Below are 17,220 nucleotides of genomic sequence, written 5' to 3' on the forward strand. Positions count from 1 at the left end.
GGACCGGGCAGGGGCCGACTCGCGCACTGCTTCGACTGCTCTCAGTTGCCGGTGACGGTGACCGTGTCGTCGTTCTTCAACTCGGTGACCAGGGTCTTCACCTTCGTCTTGTCCCAGAGGAGGTTGCCGCCGGACGAGCCCGCGAGCGGCATGTTCATGGACTTGCCGTCGCCGCCGGTGACGCCCTTCATCGCCCAGAACATGTCGGCAAGGTCGAACAGGCTCATGTCCTTGTCGACGACCAGGGTGTCGAGGCCCGCGCTCATCGTGGGGTAGAGCTTGAAGGGGTTCAGCAGGGTGCTCGGCGTCGCCGTCTGGCTCGCCAGGGCCGCGAGGAACTTCTGCTGGTTCTTCGTACGGTCCAGGTCGCTGCCCGCGAGGGCGTACCGGGTACGGACGAAGGCCAGGGCCTGCTCGCCGTTGAGGGTCTGCTTGCCCGCCGTGAAGTTGGCGCCGGACTTGGTGTCCTTCATCCCGCCCTTGGGGATGGTCAGTTCCACGCCACCGACCGCGTCGACGATGTTCGCGAACCCGGCGAAGCCGATCTCGACGTAGTGGTCGATGCGCAGCCCGGTGTTGAACTCGACGGTACGGACGAGCAGTTCGGGCCCGTCCTCCGCGTACGCCGCGTTCAGCTTCACGTGCCGGCCCGTGCCCTTGAACGTCTTGCCGGACTCGGAGCCCACGAAGGTGGGGATCTCCACGTCCGAGTCACGGGGGAGGGAGATCAGGGTCGGGCCGTTGTCGCCGGTGTGCAGGATCATCATCGAGTCCGTGCGCTGCCCTGCGGCGGACCCGGTACGAAGCTTCTTCTTCTCTTCGTCGGACAGCCCCGCGCGACTGTCGGAACCGACGATCAGATAGTTCGTGCCCTTGCCCGCGTCCGGCCGCTCGATGACCTTCGACAGGTCGACCTCGCGGTTCAGCTTGGAGTCGGCCCAGAAGTACGTACTGACGGACACGACGACCAGCAGCGTGACCAGGGTGATCGCGGTCCACTTGATCCGCTTGCGCCAGTTCGGCGCAGGACGGCCGCCATGACCGTTGCCGCCCACGGCACCGGCCCCGCCGCCGTAGACCTGGCCGGTGTTGTAGTCGCTGCCGCCGCCGCTGTAGCCGTCGTTGCCGTACGGGTCACCGCCGTACGGTTGCTGTTGCTGAGGGACCCCGCCGCCGTACGGAGGCGCGGATGGCCCCTGCCCGTACTGGGGGCCACGTTGAACCTGTCGCATCACGCGCGCACCCTCGGGCTGTGCGTTCGCGCTGCCGCGACCGTACCGGTTGTTGCGGTTGTCGTCGGACCACGCGTCAGGCCAATCGTTCATGCCGACCAGTGTGCAGTGCCGGGGTGTGTCCTATACAAGGGTCGAAGGAAATTAGGAGCAGGGCTGTTGCGAAGCTGACACAAATCGCCCATGTGTACGTCCGGCATAAGGTGAGGGCCATGACAGACCAGGCCACCAGCACAGATGCGGCACCCCCGGGCAAGCCGACCTCCGCCTCCCGGACGACCCTCAGCCACATCATGACCCACGCCGACACCAACCTTCTCGGTACGGTGCACGGCGGGGCGGCACAGCGGGGGCCCCGCTGTCACGGCGTCGATGGACGAGATGGCGTTCCTGGAGCCGGTGCGGGTGGGTGACCTGGTCCACGTCAAGGCCCAGGTCAACTGGACCGGCCGGACCTCGATGGAGGTCGGGGTACGGGTCCTCGCCGAGCGCTGGAACGAGTCGACGCCGGCGACGCAGGTCGGGTCGGCGTACCTGGTCTTCGCGGCGGTGGACGCGGACGGCAAGCCGCGCAGGGTCCCGCCGGTGGTTCCGGAAACGGAACGGGACGAGCGGCGTCACCAGGAGGCCCAGATCCGCCGCACACACCGCTTGGCGCGGCGGAGGGCGATCGTGGAGCTGAGGGAGCGAAGAGCGGCGGACGGCTTGGCCGACTGAGGGCGGATTTTCTTCGCCCCCGCCGCCCCTACCCGTCCCATCCCTGGGGGCTGTGCCCCCAGACCCCCCTTTCGGCCTGAACGGCCTCGTCCTCAAACGCCGGACGGGCTGACTACCCAGCCCGTCCGGCGTTTGAGGACAAGGCCCCTTCAGGGCCGTAGCGGGGGTTCGGGGGCACAGCCCCCAGGGATGGGACGGGTAGGGGCGGCGGGGGCGAGAAAAACCAAGCCCCACCCACCTCTCACCGACACCCCACCTCATCCCCCGTAGTAACCCCGAACTCCCCCACCCGAACCTTCCGCACCCCCCGATAATCCGCCCCCACAGTCACCCGCATCACAGCCCCCTGCCCCCGCACCACCCGCAACGAACTCCCCGGCAACGCAGCCGCCAACGACCTGGCCGACCGATCCCACCGAGGGTCGTACGCGACCACCGTCCGCGAAGCCCCCCGCCCCCGCGCATTCACCGGCACCCGAGTAGTCCGAAACCCGGCCCCCGCCAACTCCCGATCCACCTTCCGCCCCAGCCCCGCCGTACGCGTCCCGTTCTCCACCTGCACCCGAATCTCCTGCGGCGCCACCTCCACCCGAGCCGGCGCACCGCCCTTACTACCCCCGCCCCCACCCTTCCGCACAGCCAACGGCTCGTCCTCCCGCAGCGCCCGGAACAACCGCCCCGACTTCGCCGCGTCCCACTTCAACGTCGACCCGATCCCCTTCACGGCGAACCCCATCCGCCCGATCGGCACGGTCGTGAACTCGGACGACGAAGGCGAGAAGTTCCGCATCGCCCGCCCGAGGTCCAGCAACTCACCCGTACCGAACTCCTTGTCCGCCCGCACCGACCCGAGCACCGCCCGCGTGATGTCCCGGAACTTCATCGGGTTCAGCAGCACCCCGGACGACGTGGACTGCGCGATCAGCGCCGCCATGAACCGCTGCTGGCGCTGCATCCGCCCCAGGTCGGAGGATCCGTCGGCGTGCCGGGAACGGACGTACTGCAACGCCTCCCCGCCACTCAGCTCATGCTTCCCAGCCGCCAGATTCAGCCCCGTGTACGAGTCCTTCAGCGGACGCGTCGCACAGATCTCGACACCCCCCAGCACATCCACCGTCTTCATGAAGCTGGTGAAGTCGATCTCCAGATAGTGGTCGATCTTCACGTGCGTCATGTGCTCCACCGTCCGCACGGTGAGGTTCGGCCCGCCCTCCGCGTACGCCGCGTTCAGCTTGATGACATGGCCGCCGTGCCGGTGCCCGGTGGTCCGGTCGGTGTGCGGGGGCGTCACGGCGTACGAGTCGCGCGGCAGGCTGACGACGCTCGCCCGCTCCCGGTCCTCCGAGATGTGCACGATCATCATCGTGTCGGTGCAGTGACAGGGGGCGCCGCCGAGCCGGTACTTCCGCCGCTCGGCCTCGCTGATCTTCTCTCTGCTGTCCGTGCCGACGAGCAGCACGTTCATGCCGTGGCCCGCCCGGGGACGGTTCTTCATGTCCTTGAAGGGGTCGACGCGGGCGATGTCGGCGTCGAGGCTGCTGACCACCGCGTGCCCGATCCCGGCCGCGGCGAGCACCACGACGGACAGCGTCGTCACCGCCCGCATGGCCCAGCGTGGCTTCTTCCGCCGTACGGGGGGACGCGGACGCCCGGACGACGGCCGTGGCCGGCGCTGTGGGGAACCGGGGGATGCGGGCATGGGGGGACACCTCCGCGAAGGCTGCTGGCCGGGGGGAGTGGGGCCGAACGTGGGATCCGTGAGCACCGTAGGCCCATACGATCTGCGGCCCGGCTCAGGGAGCGGGCGGCGCGCGTCGGTGTCCCCCGTTCGCGGTAACGTGAGCCCCCTATGAACGCCAAGCCCGACGTGCAGCCGCCCGCCGTGTCCGTGATCATGCCCGTCCTCAATGAGGAGCGGCATCTGCGCGGAGCCGTCCAAGCGATCCTCGCCCAGGAGTACGCCGGCGAGATGGAGGTCGTGATCGCCCTCGGTCCGTCCACGGACCGCACGGACGAGATCGCCGCCGAGCTGGTACGGGAGACGGCCGGCACGAACAAGCGCGTGCAGACCGTCCCCAACCCGACCGGCCGTACGCCCGCCGCGCTGAACGCCGCGATCAAGGCCTCCCGCCACCCCGTCGTCGTACGCGTCGACGGACACGGCATCCTCTCGCCGGACTACATCGCGACCGCCGTCCGTCTCCTCGACGAGACCGGCGCGCAGAACGTCGGCGGGATCATGCACGCCGAGGGCGAGAACGCCTGGGAGGACGCGGTCGCCGCCGCGATGACCTCGAAGATCGGCGTCGGCAACGCCGCCTTCCACACGGGGGGTGTGGCCGGGCCCGCCGAGACCGTGTACCTCGGTGTCTTCCGCCGGGCCGCCCTCGAACAACAGGGCGGCTACAACGTGGAGTTCATCCGCGCCCAGGACTGGGAGCTGAACTTCCGGATCCGGGAGGCGGGCGGTCTCATCTGGTTCTCGCCCGAGCTGCGGGTGTCGTACCGCCCGAGGCCCTCCGTGCGCGCGCTGGCCAAGCAGTACAAGGACTACGGCCGCTGGCGCCATGTCGTGGCCCGGTACCACGAGGGCTCAATCAACCTGCGCTACCTCGCCCCGCCCACCGCCCTGTGCGCGATAGCGGCGGGCGTGCTGCTGGGCGCCGTACTGACGCCGTGGGCCCTGCTGGTGCCCGGCGGCTACCTCGCGGCGATCACGGCCGGCTCGGTCCCGGCGGGCAAGGGGCTCTCGCTGAAGGCCCGGCTGCAGATCCCCGTCGCCCTCGCCACCATGCACATGTGCTGGGGCTGGGGCTTCCTCACCAGTCCCAAGTCCCTTGCCCGGAAGGTGATCGCGGCCCGTCGGCCGGCGGTACTGGACGGCGCGAACGCGAACTGAGCCCGAACCACAACGAGTTGGGGCCCGCGGTCAGATGACCGCGGGCCCCGACTCATGTACCCCTACCAGCGGTAGGGCGAGTACACCTCCATGCACGCGCTGGTGTCCGAACCCACCACCGCGTCGGCCGTGTCGGGCAGTTGGCCCGCTTTCGGCGCGGTCTGCTTCGGATACGTCGTGCCCTCGCGCCAGTCGGCGCCCACGGTCACCGTCACCCCGGAGACGTCCGTCGACTTCTTCACCGAACTCGTCGGAATCCCCAGGGACTTGGCGACGAGCTGGGCGTCGCCCGCGAGGTCGGCGCTCGGGTAGTACACGACCGTCTTGTCGACCGACAACGATGCCGACCGGTCCGCCGCCGCGTTCGTGAAGCCCTTGCCCGAGAGGATCTCGCTGATGCTGCTCGCCCGGCCGCTGACCGCTGCGAGCGTGGCCGTCCGGGTGCCGTTCTGCACGAGTACGCCGATCTTGCCGGGGTCGGCCGCCGGGTCCGTCGAAGCCGTCGCCGAGGGCGAGGCCGTCGGGGCCTTGGTCGCCGTGGTGCCGCCCTTGTCGTCGAAGGAGATGTCGTCGCGGAGCATCGTCCACATCGTCTCGGCGTCGGCCTCGGCCGCCACCAGATGATTCGGGTTCTGCGGGTCCACCACGGTCGGCATCGTCGTCATCGTGATGCGGTCGGTCGGCACCGACTTGAGCTGCATGCCCAGGTCGTACAGCTCCTTGACCGTGCCCAACTCCTCCGACACAGTCAGGGACTTGGTGGCAGCCTCGGCCAGACTCGTCAGCCGCGGGGCGTCCGTGAAGACGTTCTGCGACTTCAGCGTGCGGATCATCGAGTTCATGTACATGTGCTGGGCCTTGGCCCGCCCGAGGTCGCTGTAGAAGGCGTGCCGGGTACGCAGCCACTGCAGCGCCGACTTGCCCTGGACCTTCTGCTTGCCGGCCTTGAGCTTGAGACCGGAGCCGCCGGGTACGCCGGGCAGCGCGCGGTCCCACACGTTCTGCTTCACACAGACCTCGACACCGCCGATGGCGTCGGCCATCTGCACGACGCCCGCGAAGTCGATCGTCATCCAGTGGTCGATGTAGACCCCGGTGAGGTTCTGCCAGGTGGCCAGCGTGCAGCCGGCGCCGCCCCGGGCCAGCGAGGTGTTGATGATGGCGTTGGTCGCCTCGAACGTCTCACCGGTGTCGGGGTCCGTGCACTTCGGGATGTCGACCCGGGTGTCGCGCGGGATGCTCACCACGGCCGCGCTCTTGCGGTCGGCGGAGAGATGGATCAGCATCTGGACGTCGCCCAGCGGCGGGTTGGCGCTGTTGGCCTTGCCGCCGCCCAGGGACACGTTGGCGGCGGAGGCACGGCTGTCCGAGCCGATCAGCAGGATGTTCAGCGGGGTCTGCCCGGCCGCGTTGGGCTCGGTCTTCTGCGCCTTCGAGTCGCCGCTGCTGCGCTTGCCCTTCTGGATGTTGCTGTTCAGATGCTCGTAGTAGAGGTATCCGGCGCCGGCCGTACCGAGTATCAGCACCGCCAGCGTCATCGCCGACCAGCGCAGCACCTTGCGCTTGCCGGGCCGCCGCGGTCTTCCCCCCGGACGGTCACCGCCGCCGCCACTGCCGCCGGCCGAGCCGCCGCCGTCCCCGGAGTCCCCCTCCTGCTGCTCGTGCGAGCCGTCCCGCTGCCCCGGAACCCGAGCAGGCCGGACGCCCGATCGCGTCCCCTCCCCGTGCACACTGCTGTGTGTCATTCCCCTGCCTCCCCACCCTTGCGTCGTCGAACAGGCCTGCCTTGCGTCCGGTAAGACGCAAGGCAGGCCTGTCAGGTCAACCGGCGCACCCAAAACAACTGGCGCGGACGCCCAATTCGTCGATCGGCGTACTCAGTCGATCGGTGTCCTCAGCTGGCGCACTGCACCTTGTCCGCCGTGGACTGCCCTTCCACGGTCGGTGCCTTCGCCGACGCGGTGAGCGAGACGCCGGCCCCCTTGAAGTCCTTGCCCAGGGTCAGCGTCATGGTGGGCAGCCCCTGTGAGTTCGTCACACTCTTTCCGGGCTTCATCGCCGAACCGGACAGCCCCATGATGGCGGCCAGTCGCCGGGCCTGGTCGGCCTGGTCGGGCGCGTACTCCAGAGTCGTCTTCGCGAGCTCCGCCGAGGCGTTGCCCGCGTTCTCGGACTTGGACACGCCCTCATCATTCTGCAGATAGTTAAGAGTCTCCTGTGCGGAGCCGGCCGGGGCGCCGCCGTTCAGGATCCGCACCCGCACCTCGGAGGCCGCGGACTTGGTGCCCTTGAGGCGGGCGGCGACGGCGGCCGCCTCCTTCGCCTTCTGCTGCTTGACCGCCGTGAACGACACGTCGTTGCTGATCGCGTCGAACACCGACTGAGCCGTCGGGCCGACGGTGACCGTCGCCCGGACCGCCTCTCCCGGGGTGTCGATCACCGGCACGGTCATGAAGGTGATGTTCTTCGTCGGCACCTTCTTCAGCTCCAGCGCCACGTCCTTGAGCGTGGAGACCTTGCCGAGACCGGTGTCCACGGTCAGCGCCTTGGTGGCCGCGTTGGCGATCTTCAGCAGCTTGGCCGGGTTGGTCAGGGTGTCGCTGGAGGCCATCTTGCGCATCAGCGAGCTGAGGAACTGCTGCTGCACCTTGATCCGGTCCAGGTCGCCCTGGTTGCCGAAGCTGTGCCGCGTACGGACGAAGGCGAGCGCCTGCTCCCCCTCGACCGTGGACTTCCCAGCCGGCAGCTTCAGCTTGGACTCCTTGTCGTTGACGGCGTTCTCCACACAGACCTCGACCCCGCCCACCGCCGTCGTCAGCGTCTTCACGGCGTTGAAGTCGGCCATCATGAAGTGGTCCGGCGAGATACCGGTGACCGCCTTCACGGTGCGCATGGTGCAGCCCGGGTCGCGCCCGTCCTGCCCGAGGCTGGTGTTGAAGCGGACGCCCTGGGTACCGGCGATGGTCTTCTCGGAGCCGTCCTCCTGCACGGTCGGACAGTCCGGTACGTCGACGATCAGGTCACGCGGGATGCTGAGCGCGGTCGCGTTCGTCCGGTCCTTGGAGACGTGCAGCAGGATCGTCGTGTCCGCGTGCCCGACGCTGCCCGCGTCGCCGTACGACTCGTTGCCCGCACCGGTGCGCTTGTCCGTACCGATGATCAGGATGTTGAAGGCCTCGTCCTTGCTGAAGCCGTCCTTGGCCGCAGTACCGACGTCGGTCGTCGTGACGTTGCCCTCAAGTTGCTTGAGGTAGAAGTAGCCGGCCGCCGTGGCGGCCACCAGGACGAAGGCCATGGTCCCGCCGGTCCAGAGCAGCGCCTTCTTGGCCTTCGACTTCTTCTTCTGCGGGGCACGCGAACGCCGCCGCCCAGGCAGCGGGTCCTCAGGCTCCGGCACACCCCGCCGCCTTCTCGGCGGCGGCACCTGCCCGGGTGACCCGGGCACGCCGTGCGTCTCTCGGTCCTGCTCCCGCTCCGGTGCCGCCGAACGCCCGCGTACCGCACCCGCGTTGGCGGGTGTGGCTCGACGAGGTCCCGGGACCGCTGATTGCGGTGCGGAGGGAGTCAGTCGCAGTTCGTATTCGCCAGTGCTCGGGTTGAGCACCCACTGGTCTGCGGGGTCGATGTCGTCCGCCCGCCCACGGCCTTGCGCGTCCACGGTTGTCTGAATCCTCCGTCGGGGCCACGCGGCGCCTTTCCCCCTCCAAAGGCGCTCGGGTCTCGGTCTCCGGTGTGCACACGACACTCGTCCTGACGCACCGGATCGCTCACACTATCCGTCCAGTTGGGCGTCAAGCGACGACGGTGACAAATTCCACGTCCATACAACTGGGCAATCCACCCATTTCTTTGAACTAAAGTTCGCCGACTTGGCAATCGCTTTACCCACAGGCGTCCCGGGCGGCCGTGTTCCCGCGAAAAGTGGGTACGGGGGCAGGGGTGGGGAGTTGGGCGGACGGCGACCCTCCGGGCCACTTGCCGGCAGAGCCACCCTCGAACTCGTATCCAGAATTGTGTTCCACATCACTGCTTTGTGCGAAGGAATCACCCTGAACCGGGATTTCCGCCGCCACGGCGACCGGCGCGTCGGATGCAACAGGATGGTCGTGTCCGACCGCTCGGTCCCGGAGTCCCGCCGACCCCTACGACCATGACGCGGACAGGGGGCGAGGGCACCCGCTACTGGACCGAACGAATGAACGAGGGACGAGGGGACTCACCTAGGGCGTGTTTCGAAAGTGCTGGTCACAGCCACTCGTTGATGGCTGCGACCAGCACGGTCGCCTCGTAGCGGACGGCGAGCTTGTCGTACCTCGTCGCCACCGCACGGTGGCGCTTGAGGCGATTGATCCCGCACTCCACCGCGTGGCGCTCTTTGTAGTCGGCCGCGTCGAACTTCGGTGGCCGGCCGCCGTGGGATCCGCGCTTCTTGCGGTGGGCGATCTGGTCCCGTTTCTCCGGGATCGTGCAGCGGATACCGCGCCTGCGCAGGTAGGCGCGGTTCGCGCGGGAGCCGTACGCCTTGTCGGCACGAACCTTGTCCGGTCGGGTGCGCGGGCGGCCCGGCCCGAGCCGGGGCACCCTGATACGGCCCAGGACCACCTGGAACTGTGGGGAGTCACCGCGCTGCCCGGCCGTGATCACCAGCGACATCGGCTTCTGGGCCTGCTCGACCGCCAGGTGGAGCTTGGTCGTCAGCCCGCCCCGGGAGCGTCCGAGCCCGTGGTCGTCAGGCTCGGTGAACACACCACCTGGCGGCTCGACTTGCAGATCCCCTTTTTGCGGGCACCCGCCGCATGCTGGTGGGCGCGGGCGATGGTCGAGTCCACCGAGACGTCCCAGGTGATCAGCCCCTCGGCCTCGGCCCGGGCCTGCAGCTGCTCGAAGATGCGGTGCCAGGTGCCGTCCCGCTGCCAACGCCGAAACAGTCCGTACACCGTCTCCCATGGGCCGTACCGCTCGGGCACGTCCCGCCACGGAGCACCAGCGCGGGTGCGCCAGCGTATGCCGTCTATCAGCTGTCGCTTGGTGTGCACCGGTGGCCGTCCGGACTTCTTCCCAGCGGGAAGCAGGGGCTCTAGCTTCGCCCACTGCGCATGCGTCAGATCGTGCCTCCCCATGAAGTAGATCTTGACACATCAAGATCCACTTCTGAAACACGCCCTAGGGGTGCGGGGAACTGCGCGACAAGCCCCCACCGGCGGAAAGCCGAAGAACCACCTCACGCCCGGCGAGTAGCCGAAACCCGCTCATCCTCAACCCGCTTGGCCACCACACCCTCGGACACCCGCTCCAGATGCCGGCACAGAACAACAGACCCCCCGGTGGCAAGCGGCGAGTACAACCCCGCACTGACCCCTTCCCACGTGTCGTACCCCAGCCCCGACAGCAACCGAGACCCAGGCCCCGCCAACCCGAACCCCACCGCATCGGCCCCGGCCCGCTCCACAACCTCCGCCCCCGTGAACTCCGCCCCGGCGACAATCAGCGCCGCCGCCTCCGGATCCACAGGCGCGTACGCCACGAACCGGTCCCCCTGACTCGGCACCTCCACCGCGTAATCGGCGAAGCCCTCCGGCACCTGCGGGAACCGCCCACCCAGCGGCCGCAGCGCGAGCGCGACCCGCTCGCCGGAACACGCCCGCGCCGCCTCCAGCGTGTCGGGCCCGCTGACGACGATGTCGGCGACGGAAGCCTCGCCCCCCATGTCCGCGACAACCCCCACCGACGAACACGCCAGCAGCCACACCGCCGTCTGCCAGTGCGCGGGCAGCAGCAGCGCGACCCGGTCACCCGGTTCGGCGGACAGCTCGCCCTGGAGGAGATTCGCGGTCTTGGCCACCCAATTGGCGAAGGTGGCCACGGACAATTCGACACGTTCGCCCGTGGCATCGTCGTAGAAGGTCACCAGGGGGCGCGCGGGGTCCGCGGCGAGCGCGGAACGCAGCAGGTCGGCAGGGGTGCGGTCGGTGGCGTTCACCCGCGCAAGGGTACGCGTGGGCATGGGCGCGGGCCGACCCCCGGGGGCCCCGTTTCGGGCGGACACGCCAGACGGACCGTCAGTTCATCGTTGGACAGATATGTATGACTATGTCCAGGATCAGGGGCATGCGTAGGTATCTTGCTTCCTCGATCGGCGTCACGTGTGCAACCGCCCTGGCGCTCCCGTTGACCCTGCCCACAACCCCGGCCTCGGCCACGGTGAGACCCGCCGCGGCGAGACCGGCAGCGGTGGCCCCCACCGTCCCCGGCAGCACCCAGTCGCTGCCTCTGACCCCCCGCCCCGGCGACCGCATCCTCGGCTCGGCCGCCGAACAGGGCCTGTACCGTTCGGACGTACGACGCTTCTCGCTCGTCGGCGTCATCTGGGACAACCCGGACGCCGAGCTGTACGGCAGTGTCGAGGTCCGTACCCGGGAGGCCGGCGGCGACCACTGGTCCGGCTGGCAGAACGTCGAGACCCACAACCATGACCACGCGGCCGACCCCGACACGGCCGAACGCTCCTCAGGTCGGGTCCGGGGCTCCACGGCGCCGCTGTGGGTGGGCGACTCGGACGGCGTGGAGGTCCGCGTACGAGCGGACGGTGAGGGCCGCACGACGGGCGCCCGCGAGCCCCTCCCCGCGGGCCTGCGCCTCGAACTGGTGGACCCGGGCGAGGCGGCGGCGGAACCCGAAGGCCAGCGCACACGCGACGTGAGAGCGCCGGAGACACAGACCGAGTACGCCACCGAGATTCCGGCACTGAACAGACAGCAGACGGAGGAAGAGGCACGCCTACTGCAGGGGGAGCAGGGGGAGCAGGGGGAGCAGGGGGAGCAGGGGGAGCAGGGCGAGCAGGGCGAGCTACGGGTGAAGCCGTTCATCGGCCCGCGCCCGCGGATCGTCACACGGCGCGGCTGGGGCGCCGACGAGAAGCTGCGCGAACGCGGCTTCGTCTACACGAAGAAGGTCAAGGTGGCCTTCGTGCACCACACGGCCTCGGGCAACAAGTACTGGTGCACACAGGTCCCGTCCCTCATCCGCGGCATCTACCGCTACCACGTGCTGAGCAGCGGCTGGCGGGACATCGGCTACAACTTCCTCGTCGACCGGTGCGGAAACATCTACGAGGGCCGCGCCGGGGGTGTGGCGAAGCCGGTGATGGGCGCACACACGCTCGGGTTCAACACGGACAGCATGGGGATCGCCGTCCTCGGAACTTTCGTCAGCTCCAAGCCGTCCAAAGCGGCAGTGGGGGCGATCGCGCGGCTCACCGCCTGGAAGCTCGGCCTGTTCGGGGCGAATCCGAACGGAAAGACATACCTGAAGTCAGGTGGTGGCAATCTCTACCCAAAGGGAAAGAACGTACGACTGAACGTGATCTCCGGCCACCGGGACGGCTTCGCCACCGAGTGCCCGGGCCGGCTGCTCTACGGAAGGCTCGGCTCGGCGCGCTTGTCGGCGGCCAAGTACCAGGGCCGATGAAGACTTCGACCGACCGAACGCGATGATGACGATTCGGTCGGTCCCGGCGGTAACAGGAAGCAGGGACGACAGGTGACAGAAGCGATTCTCCTGGTCGGCGGCAAGGGCACCCGGTTGCGTCCGCTCACCGTGCACACCCCGAAACCGATGGTCCCTGCGGCCGGAGTCCCCTTCCTCACGCACCAGTTGGCGAGAGCGAGAGCGGCGGGGGTGGAGCACATCATCCTCGCCACCTCCTACTTGGCCGAGGTCTTCGAACCCCACTTCGGCGACGGCGGATCCCTCGGCCTCCATCTGGAGTACGTCACCGAGGACGAGCCCCTCGGCACGGGCGGCGCGATCCGCAACGTGGCCTCGCGCCTGCACTCCGCCCCCGACGACCCGGTCCTGGTCTTCAACGGCGACATCCTCACGGGCCTGGACATCAGGGCCCTGGTCAGCACGCACGAGACGACAGGGGCGGACGTCTCACTGCACCTCACCCGAGTAACGGACCCGAGGGCATACGGCCTGGTCCCGACGGACGAATCAGACCGGGTAACAGCATTCCTGGAGAAACCCCAGTCCCCCGAGGAGATCGTCACCGACCAGATCAACGCGGGGGCGTACGTCTTCCGTCGCTCGGTCATCGACACGATCCCGACGGGCCGCCCGGTATCGGTGGAAAGAGAAACGTTCCCGGAACTACTGGCGCTGGGAGCCCACCTCCAGGGCTTGGTGGATTCGACGTACTGGCTGGACCTGGGGACACCCGCGGCCTTCGTACGAGGTTCGGCGGACCTGGTACTGGGCCGAGCCCCGTCCCCCGCGGTCCCCGGCCGCTGCGGCGACCGCCTGATCCTCCCCTCGGCCAGGGTGGCCCCCGACGCCAAGCTGACCGGCGGCACGGTGGTGGGCGAGGGCGCGTTCGTGGCGGAGGGCGCACGCGTCTCGGGCAGCACGATCCTGGCGGGCGCGGTGGTAGAACCGGGCGCGGTCATCACCAACTCCCTGATCGGCACAAGGGCCCGAGTGGGCGAACGCTCCATCCTGACCGGCACGGTGATCGGCGACGGCGCGATCATCGGCGCCGACAACGAACTCAGGGAGGGCGTACGGGTGTGGTGCGACGCAAGAATCCCAGCGGGGGCGCTCCGCTTCTCGTCGGACCAGTAAGGGCCACCCCCTGGGGGCGGGCGCCCCAGACCCCGGCTACGGCCCTGAACGGGCCTCGTCCTCAAACGCCGGACGGGCTGGAGATGCGGGCCGGCGCTGAGAAAGCGAGCCCGGCCGCCACAACTCGGCCCGTCCGGCGTCTCAGGGCGAGCGCGTTGGCCTCTAGTTCTCCCACCCACCCACCGGCCTCTGCCTTCCCCAGCGCCGGCCCGCACCCCCTCCAGCCCGTCCGGCGTTTGAGGACGAGGCCGTTCAGGCCGACAGGGGGGTCTGGGGGCGCAGCCCCCAGGGATGGGAACGGGTAGGGGCGGCGGGGGCGAGATCAAAGCCGCCCAATATCCCCCTTGCGCATCCGCGGCCCCCGCCGCCCCGGCACCCGCCCACTCAACAAAATCAACCGAGCCGCCCGATGCCGCTGCCCCGCATACGGCTCCAGCAACGACAACATCACGTCATCATCCGCATCCCGATCCCCCGCCAACGCGAACCCCACAATCCCCGGCAGATGCAGATCCCCCACAGTCACCGCATCCGCCGCCCCATGACTCCGCTGCACAACCTCCGCAGACGTCCAGGGCCCCACCCCCGGAACCACCTCCAGCCGAGCCCGAGCCCGCTCCGGATCCAGCGCGACAGCCTCCTCCAACCGCCCCGCGACCCGAACCGCCCGCAGAATCGTCGAGGCCCGCTTGTTGTCGACCCCGGCCCGATGCCACTCCCAGGACGGAATCAGAGCCCAGTCACGAGCGGCAGGCACAACAAACAACCCTTGGGGCAGGCCTTCGGGCCCAGGCGCAGGCTCCCCGAACTTCCGCACAAGCAACCGCCAAGCCCGATAAGCCTCGTCGGTGGTCACCTTCTGCTCCAGCACGGACGGAATCAGCGACTCCATGACCAGCCCGGTCCGAGTCAGCCGCAACCCCGGCCGCCGATGACGGGCGAGCGCGACAACCCGATGCCGGGGCTCGAACGCCTCGGGATCGTCGTCCGCCCCCAGCAACCCGGGCAACCGCTCCAGCAACCACTCGGCCCCGGGCCCCCACGCCTCCCCCCGGACCACCCCGTCCCGCAGCGCGACCCGCAGGGTCCCGGGCCCGACAGGCGTACGACTGGCCCGCCACACGGACCCATCAGACGAGGCCCGGAACGTCGGATCCCCGGGCCCCCGCCGCAACGGCCCCAGAACGAGCCCGAGATCGAGCGGGCCGGCGGGCACCCAGGTCCGGGTCACCCCCGAAGCACAGGTCTGCCGAGGCACGACACCAGGCACGACGACATCCCCACCTCGCACGGTCGTACGAGTGGGCCGAGAAGGTTGCTGAGGAGCGAACCGTCCTGCCACGAAAACCGTTCCTAACCGGAGGAATCGAACCCCACAGACCTCACCGCACCTCGACCAGGCTCACCGCACCTCGATGAACGCCCCCGCATCCCGATCCACCCGAGCCCGCGGAGCCTCCGCCGGATGCCCGACCGCGATCGCCCCCATCGGATCCCACCCGGGCTCCAGCCCCAGCACCTCCCGCACGACATCCCGGCAGAACATCGTCGACGACACCCACGCCGACCCGAGCCGCTCCCCGGCCAGCGCGACAAGGAAGTTCTGCACCCCGGCCCCGGTCGCGACCACGAACATCTCCCGCTCGGCCCCGTCCCGCCGAGCGTCCCCGTACGTGTGTGACCCGTCCATCACCAGACAAGGCACCACGAGATACGGCGCTCCCCGCAGCACCTCACCCCGCCGCACCCGCTTCGCGATGGACTCCTCGCTCTTCCCGTCCCGCCGCAGGTCCGCGATCCAGGTGTCCCGCATGGCGTCCAGCAGCTCGGTCCGCGACCGCTGCGACTCCAGCAGTACGAAGCGCCAGGGCGTCGTGTGATGAGGCGCGGGCGCGGTGACAGCGGCGGCGACCGCCCGTCGTACCGCACCGGGGTCGACGGGCTCGTCCGTGAAGGCCCGCACCGTACGCCGCTGGGTCACCGCCTCCCGTACGGCCTCCGACGTGCCGAGCCGGAACATGTCGTCGCGCGCATCGCGCACGAGAGCCCGCGCCCCCACATCCTCACCGCTGTCGGCCACGACATGCGGCAGCCCCCGCACGACCGCGACGGGCAGCCCGGAGGCCTTGCCCTTGACCAGGTCCCCGGCGGCGGCCAGTTCGTCGGCGGTCGCCACGACGGTCGCGGAGAGCGGATTGCCGTACGCGTCCGTACCCCCGCGCAGATCGTCGAGCACCTGTACGCCCGCGGCACCGATCGCCACGTCCGTGAGCCCCGCGCGCCAGGGTCGCCCGAAGGTGTCGGTCACGACGACCCCGATGTTGACGCCCAGGGCGTCCCTCAGCCCGTCCCGGATCGCCCGCGCGGACGCGTCGGGATCCTCGGGCAGCAGCAGAACCGTCCCGGACGGCGTGTTGGAGGCGTCGACTCCGGCCGCGGCCATCACCAGCCCCTGCCGGTTCTCCACGATCCGCAGCGGCCCGCGCCTGGCGACGACCCGTACAGTCTCGGCGTCGATCGCGGCCTCCCGGTCCGCCGCCTGCACGACCCGCCCCTCGGCCTTGGACACGATCTTCGAGGTGACGAGCAGCACGTCCCCGTCGAGCAGCCCGGGCCCGGCAGCGGCGGCGATCAGCTTCGCGAGATCGTCCCCGGGCTGAACCTCGGGCAGTCCACCCACGGCCCACACCCGGTACCCGCCATCGGCACCGCCGCCGAGCCCATCGACCGCGCCACCGTCACTGGAAAGCTCACCACTCACGCGCCCCGCACCTCCTCCGCCAGCGCGAGCGCCTCGCGCGCCATCTGCGCCGACGCCTCCACGTCAGTCATCATCAGCGGCACGGCACGGCAGCGGATGCCCGCCGTCTCCACCCGCTCCACCGCACCCGCGTCGACCGTGTCGACGAGCCAGCCGTCCAGCAGCCCCGAGCCGTAGTGCTCGGCGACCGCCGCGGCCGTGGCCTCCACGCCGACCGCCGCGAGCACCTTGTCGGCCATCCCGCGCACGGGCGCGTCCCCGACGATGGGGGAGAGGCCCACCACGGGCACCCCGGCCTCGGCGATCGCCTCGCGGATCCCGGGCACGGCCAGGATCGTGCCGACGGACACGACCGGGTTGGACGGCGGGAAGAGGATCACGTCGGCGTCGGCGATCGCCTCCAGGACCCCCGGCGCCGGTTTCGCCTGCTCCGCGCCGACCGGCACGATCGCCTCGGCCGGCACGGACGCCCGCAGCCGCACCCAGTACTCCTGGAAGTGGACCGCCTTGCGCTCGCCGTCCACCTCGACGGCGACATGGGTCTCCACGCGGTCGTCGGACATCGGGATGAGCCGCACCCCGGGCTTCCACCGGTCGCACAGTGCCTCGGTGACGGCGCTCAGCGGATAACCCGCGCCGAGCATCTGCGTCCGCACGATGTGCGTGGCGAAGTCCCGGTCGCCGAGGCCGAACCACTCCGGCCCGACACCGTACGCCGCCAGCTCCTCCTTCAGGTGGAAGGTCTCGTCGGTACGCCCCCAGCCCTGCTCCTCGTTGATGCCGCCGCCGAGGGTGTACATCACCGTGTCGAGGTCGGGGCAGACCTTCAGCCCGAAGAGGTGAATGTCGTCGCCGGTGTTGCCGATGACGGTGATGTCCGCGTCCGGCACGGCCCGCTGAAGACCGCGCAGGAACCGGGCACCACCGATGCCGCCTGCCAGAACCACAATGCGCATGCGGACAAGTCTGGCAGGCGGGTACGACAACGC

The 17,220-nt window shown here is 69.6% G+C and carries 12 protein-coding genes and 1 pseudogene; 4 read left to right on the forward strand and 9 right to left on the reverse strand.

Annotated features, from left to right (window positions below; all coding sequences use genetic code 11):
• Positions 1 to 41 precede the first annotated feature (41 nt).
• A complete protein-coding gene (locus LUX31_RS28620) occupies positions 42 to 1,325 on the reverse strand; it encodes an LCP family protein (protein ID WP_235478195.1) in 1,284 nt (427 codons plus the stop codon).
• Between the two features lie 119 nt (positions 1,326 to 1,444).
• Between LUX31_RS28620 and LUX31_RS28625 the strand changes: the two are divergent.
• Positions 1,445 to 1,949 (forward strand): annotated as a pseudogene (locus LUX31_RS28625) (acyl-CoA thioesterase).
• Positions 1,950 to 2,190: 241 nt separating this feature from the next.
• On the opposite strand, the gene LUX31_RS28630 reads toward LUX31_RS28625, so the two are convergent.
• Positions 2,191 to 3,648 (reverse strand): LCP family protein, encoded by a 1,458-nt coding sequence (locus tag LUX31_RS28630; RefSeq protein ID WP_235478196.1) that lies wholly within the window; start codon positions 3,646 to 3,648, stop codon positions 2,191 to 2,193.
• Positions 3,649 to 3,798: 150 nt separating this feature from the next.
• Between LUX31_RS28630 and LUX31_RS28635 the strand changes: the two genes are divergently transcribed.
• Positions 3,799 to 4,848: a glycosyltransferase family 2 protein gene (locus tag LUX31_RS28635; RefSeq protein WP_235478197.1), complete on the forward strand. Its 1,050-nt coding sequence runs from the start codon at positions 3,799 to 3,801 to the stop codon at positions 4,846 to 4,848.
• Between the two features lie 62 nt (positions 4,849 to 4,910).
• Here the strand turns inward: LUX31_RS28635 and LUX31_RS28640 are convergent, their stop codons facing one another.
• The 4 genes from LUX31_RS28640 to LUX31_RS28655 form a co-directional block, all read right to left on the reverse strand.
• Positions 4,911 to 6,593, reverse strand: coding sequence for an LCP family protein (locus LUX31_RS28640; protein ID WP_235478198.1), 1,683 nt, complete (start codon positions 6,591 to 6,593; stop codon positions 4,911 to 4,913).
• Between the two features lie 149 nt (positions 6,594 to 6,742).
• Positions 6,743 to 8,506, reverse strand: a complete 1,764-nt coding sequence (locus tag LUX31_RS28645; RefSeq protein WP_235478199.1) for an LCP family protein — start codon at positions 8,504 to 8,506, stop codon at positions 6,743 to 6,745.
• Between the two features lie 587 nt (positions 8,507 to 9,093).
• Positions 9,094 to 9,968 (reverse strand): IS5 family transposase gene (locus LUX31_RS28650; RefSeq protein WP_235474839.1). Its coding sequence is split into 2 segments (ribosomal slippage): positions 9,094 to 9,621 and positions 9,624 to 9,968, totalling 873 coding nucleotides; the frame shifts between segments, so codons are not numbered across the junction.
• 101 nt (positions 9,969 to 10,069) lie between these two features.
• Positions 10,070 to 10,828 (reverse strand): TIGR03089 family protein, encoded by a 759-nt coding sequence (locus LUX31_RS28655; RefSeq protein ID WP_235478200.1) that lies wholly within the window; start codon positions 10,826 to 10,828, stop codon positions 10,070 to 10,072.
• Between the two features lie 128 nt (positions 10,829 to 10,956).
• Between LUX31_RS28655 and LUX31_RS28660 the strand changes: the two genes are divergently transcribed.
• Positions 10,957 to 12,315 (forward strand): peptidoglycan recognition protein family protein, encoded by a 1,359-nt coding sequence (locus LUX31_RS28660; RefSeq protein ID WP_235478201.1) that lies wholly within the window; start codon positions 10,957 to 10,959, stop codon positions 12,313 to 12,315.
• A gap of 72 nt (positions 12,316 to 12,387) precedes the next feature.
• Complete coding sequence (locus tag LUX31_RS28665; RefSeq protein WP_235478202.1) at positions 12,388 to 13,470, forward strand: nucleotidyltransferase family protein; 1,083 nt, start codon at positions 12,388 to 12,390, stop codon at positions 13,468 to 13,470.
• A 322-nt stretch (positions 13,471 to 13,792) separates the two neighbouring features.
• On the opposite strand, the gene LUX31_RS28670 is transcribed toward LUX31_RS28665, so the two are convergent.
• The 3 genes from LUX31_RS28670 to cofD are packed head-to-tail and all read right to left on the reverse strand — an operon-like array spanning position 13,793 to position 17,187.
• Positions 13,793 to 14,812, reverse strand: a complete 1,020-nt coding sequence (locus LUX31_RS28670) for a DNA-3-methyladenine glycosylase family protein (RefSeq protein WP_235478203.1) — start codon at positions 14,810 to 14,812, stop codon at positions 13,793 to 13,795.
• A gap of 60 nt (positions 14,813 to 14,872) precedes the next feature.
• On the reverse strand, positions 14,873 to 16,231 hold the full coding sequence (locus LUX31_RS28675; protein WP_268828211.1) for a coenzyme F420-0:L-glutamate ligase: 1,359 nt from the start codon (positions 16,229 to 16,231) through the stop codon (positions 14,873 to 14,875).
• Positions 16,228 to 17,187, reverse strand: a complete 960-nt coding sequence (cofD, locus tag LUX31_RS28680; protein WP_235478204.1) for a 2-phospho-L-lactate transferase — start codon at positions 17,185 to 17,187, stop codon at positions 16,228 to 16,230. Before cofD ends, LUX31_RS28675 begins: the two co-directional genes overlap by 4 nt.
• Between the last annotated feature and the right edge of the window lie 33 nt (positions 17,188 to 17,220).

The organism is Streptomyces sp. GQFP (genome assembly GCF_021545335.1).
Classification (GTDB): Bacteria; Actinomycetota; Actinomycetes; order Streptomycetales; family Streptomycetaceae; genus Streptomyces.

Coding starts and splice junctions, on each gene's coding strand:
- LUX31_RS28620 (WP_235478195.1), bottom strand. CDS start 1,325: ATGAACGATTGGCCTGACGCGTGGTCCGACGACAACCGCAACAACCGG.
- LUX31_RS28630 (WP_235478196.1), bottom strand. CDS start 3,648: ATGCCCGCATCCCCCGGTTCCCCACAGCGCCGGCCACGGCCGTCGTCC.
- LUX31_RS28635 (WP_235478197.1), top strand. CDS start 3,799: ATGAACGCCAAGCCCGACGTGCAGCCGCCCGCCGTGTCCGTGATCATG.
- LUX31_RS28640 (WP_235478198.1), bottom strand. CDS start 6,593: ATGACACACAGCAGTGTGCACGGGGAGGGGACGCGATCGGGCGTCCGG.
- LUX31_RS28660 (WP_235478201.1), top strand. CDS start 10,957: ATGCGTAGGTATCTTGCTTCCTCGATCGGCGTCACGTGTGCAACCGCC.
- cofD (WP_235478204.1), bottom strand. CDS start 17,187: ATGCGCATTGTGGTTCTGGCAGGCGGCATCGGTGGTGCCCGGTTCCTG.